The sequence below is a fragment of the uncultured Demequina sp. genome, from assembly GCF_913055775.1.
GTDB lineage: Bacteria > Actinomycetota > Actinomycetes > Actinomycetales > Demequinaceae > Demequina.
On record NZ_CAJXJX010000194.1, the window covers coordinates 1 to 3,008 of the forward strand.

Here is a 3,008-nt window from a genome sequence, read left to right on the forward strand (position 1 = left end):
AGGGCGGGGTGCCGGAGTACACGTGCCCAGCGGTCAAGCGCGACGCGGAGTTCGTCGACTTCGCTTCAGCAGAGTTCGACCGGGCCAAGCGCCCGGTCCAGGCCGCAGTCGCCAGGAGGCTCGTGGAGGCCGTGGGCACCGACCTCGCCGAGCTCGCAGCAGCCTGCCAGCAGCTCATGGGTGACGTCGAGGGCACGCTGTCCGAGCAGGACGTGGCGCGGTACTACGGGACGCGCGTGAACGCGACCGCCTTCAGCGTCGCCGATGCGGCGATCGCCGGTGATGCGAAACAGGCCGTGACTCTCGTGCGGCACGCGCTCGCGGGAGGTGTGGACCCGGTGCCGCTCAACGCCGCTCTCGCGATGAAGCTTCGCACGTTGGCCAAGGTGGGCGCGTCGCGGGGCCGCGGTCTCGACCCGACCCGGGATCTCGGGGTGTCTCCGTGGCAGGTGGACCGCGCCCGACGCGAACTGCGGCGGTGGAACGCGGAGACGCTCGGGCGCGCGATAGAGGTGGTGGCGCAGGCAGATGCGGACATCAAGGGTGGGGGTCGATCGCCCGCGTTCGCCCTCGAGCGCGCCGTGCGCGAGGTGGCGGATCTCGCCGGGGCCTGACCGTGACTAGGCCGCGACGCGACCGCGGTCGACGATGATCGCCGGCTCGAATCCGTGGCCCTGGAACAGGTCGAATCCCAACTCGACGCACCACGCCAGCATCGCGCGCGTCTCGACGCGCTCAGCGACGAGCGTCGAGCCGTGCGACCGAGCTCTCGCGACCAGGTCGGGGCCCTGGGAGACCAGATCGCGCACATCGATCTTGACGAAGTCCGCGTGCTCGAGCAGAGCCACCTGCGACGTGGTGCCAACGAAGTCGTCGATGGCGATCTGGTACCCCTGCGCCCGCAAGTCGCTCAGGCGCACGCGCAGCGCCTCATCGGCGAACGCGGACTCCACCACCTCGATCACTCCATCAGGGGGAGAGAAACCCACCCAGTCGTGGTCCACGAGGTAGCTGCGTGTGAAGTTGACGAAGCCCACGCGGTCGAGCGGCTGGCCCCCCGCCACGTGGAAGGCGGCAGCGATGACGTGCTCCGTTGCGCGATCCTGCTGACGCGCGCTCCACAGGTCGACGCGAAGGCCGATCTGCCCCGGCGCGCGGAAGAGGAGCTCGTATCCCACCAGTTCTCGGTCGGCGGTGAAGATGCCCTGACGACCCAGAAGCACGCGTGTGGAGCCCGCGCCCAACTGAGAGTCGGACCGGGGCATGATCCAGGGCTCAGGGCGCCCGCCCGGAGTCATCGTCACGCCTGCGACCCTATCGGGGGACAGCAACAAGCCCCGCACGCGCTTGCGGCGCGTCGGGGCTTGAGGAGGCGAAAGGCCTGGTTCAGAGCGCGGCGACCTGCTTCGCGAGAGCCGACTTGCGGTTCGCGGCCTGGTTCGCGTGGATGACGCCCTTCGAGGCAGCCTTGTCGAGCTTCACGGACGCGGACTTGAGCGCGGTCTCGGCCGCAGGCTTGTCGCCCGCTGCGATCGCCTCGCGCACCTTGCGCACGTGGGTCTTGAGCTCGGACTTCACGGCGACGTTGCGCTGACGCGACTTCTCGTTGGTGCCGATCCGCTTGATCTTGGACTTGATGTTGGCCACGACAATCCTTCTGCGATGGTGGGAAAACTGGGAGTGGAGCGCGAGCGCGCGCTCACACACGGCTTCCCATCCTACCAGTGATGGACGTCGGAAAGCGAACGAGCGACACGGTCGAAGGTCGCGCGGTCGAGGATCGCGCCCTCGCGACGCACCGACGCCGGATCGACCCGCACGATTCTATCGAGCCTGACCTCCGAGGGCCGCCGCTGACGGTCCCACGCTCCCGAGCCGATGTCCAGCCAGTAGCGCCCCCACCGCGCCTCCTCGGCGGCGTCGTGGTCGTGGTCCTTGCTCGTCAGCTGCAGCGCCAGCAGCCATCGTCCGTCGTGGCCGATCACGAGGACCGGGCGGTCCTTGCCGCGAGCGTGGTCCTCCTCGAATGGGACCCAGGTCCAGACGATCTCGCCGGGGTCCGCCTCGCCATCGGCCGCGGGGGAGTAGACGACGTCGACCCGCCCCTCGAAGTCGCCTGGATAGGTCGAGCGGCGCGCGGCGGGCTTGTGCGCGCGACGCCGGCGCGACGTGGCCCATCCGACGCCGACGGCCGCGGCGGCGAGCACCGCGAGCAGCACCGGGTCCATGCCACGACCCTAGCGGCAGAGCCTGCGTGCGTCAGCGGTCGAGGACCGGCGAGCGGCGCAGTGCGCTGAGGTGAGCGACGCCAGGCGCCGTGAACGTGATCTCGTCCGCGGGAAGCGGGTAGCCGAACAGGAACCCCTGACCGAGGAGCCAGCCGTGATCGCGGGCCTGGCGGTACTGCGCCTCGGTCTCGACGCCTTCGATCACGCCGTACATGCCCAGGCCGTCCACGAGGTTGGCGATGGTCGAGCTGATGCGGTCGCCGGTGGCGCGGTCTCCCAGCCGCAGCGTGAACTCGCGCGCGAGCTTGAGCCCCGCGACCGGATTCTGCAGCACCGAGGACAGCGCCGAGTAGCCGGTGCCGAAGTCGTCGAGGATCAGGTCGACCCCGAGCCGCGCGAGAGCCGCCAGGTCCGCGCTCGCCGCCTGCGTGGCGAGCAGCATGCCGGACTCGGTGATCTCGAGGCCCAGGCGGGACGGGTCGATGCCCGTGTCCTCGAGCGCGCCTCGGACCACGCGAGTGAGGTCCGCGCTGCCGATCTGGCGGGTCGAGACGTTCACCAGCACCTTGCCGTGGAACTCGGGGTGCGCGGCGATGAAGCGGCACGCCTCCTGGATCACGAAGGCACCGAGCGGCACCACGAGATTGGCGTCCTCGCACACCTCGATGAAGTGGTCCGGCAGCAGGAGTCCACGCTGGGGGTGCTGCCAGCGCACGAGCGCCTCGAATGCCACCGGCTCGCGGGTGGCCATGTCGACCAGCGGCTGATAGTGGACCACCA

The 3,008-nt window shown here is 69.9% G+C and carries 5 protein-coding genes; 1 reads left to right on the forward strand and 4 read right to left on the reverse strand.

Annotated features, from left to right (window positions below; all coding sequences use genetic code 11):
- Positions 1 to 614 (forward strand): DNA polymerase III subunit delta (gene holA / locus QZ483_RS13330; RefSeq protein WP_367117115.1); only part of this gene is annotated, 614 nt, incomplete at its 5' end.
- A gap of 6 nt (positions 615 to 620) precedes the next feature.
- On the opposite strand, the gene QZ483_RS13335 is transcribed toward holA, so the two are convergent.
- From QZ483_RS13335 to QZ483_RS13350, 4 genes are all read right to left on the reverse strand, one after another.
- A complete protein-coding gene (locus QZ483_RS13335; protein WP_297084834.1) occupies positions 621 to 1,298 on the reverse strand; it encodes an EAL and HDOD domain-containing protein in 678 nt (225 codons plus the stop codon).
- Between the two features lie 88 nt (positions 1,299 to 1,386).
- Positions 1,387 to 1,647: a 30S ribosomal protein S20 gene (gene rpsT / locus QZ483_RS13340; RefSeq protein WP_297084827.1), complete on the reverse strand. Its 261-nt coding sequence runs from the start codon at positions 1,645 to 1,647 to the stop codon at positions 1,387 to 1,389.
- A gap of 71 nt (positions 1,648 to 1,718) precedes the next feature.
- On the reverse strand, positions 1,719 to 2,228 hold the full coding sequence (locus QZ483_RS13345; protein ID WP_297084830.1) for a type II toxin-antitoxin system PemK/MazF family toxin: 510 nt from the start codon (positions 2,226 to 2,228) through the stop codon (positions 1,719 to 1,721).
- 31 nt (positions 2,229 to 2,259) lie between these two features.
- Positions 2,260 to 3,008, reverse strand: a 749-nt coding sequence (locus tag QZ483_RS13350) for an EAL domain-containing protein (RefSeq protein WP_297084832.1), incomplete at its 5' end; no start/stop codon positions are given.

What these genes read in the sequence shown, in the direction of transcription:
- QZ483_RS13345 (WP_297084830.1), bottom strand. Translation starts at nt 2,228, where the DNA reads ATGGACCCGGTGCTGCTCGCGGTGCTCGCCGCCGCGGCCGTCGGCGTC.
- QZ483_RS13335 (WP_297084834.1), bottom strand. Translation starts at nt 1,298, where the DNA reads ATGACTCCGGGCGGGCGCCCTGAGCCCTGGATCATGCCCCGGTCCGAC.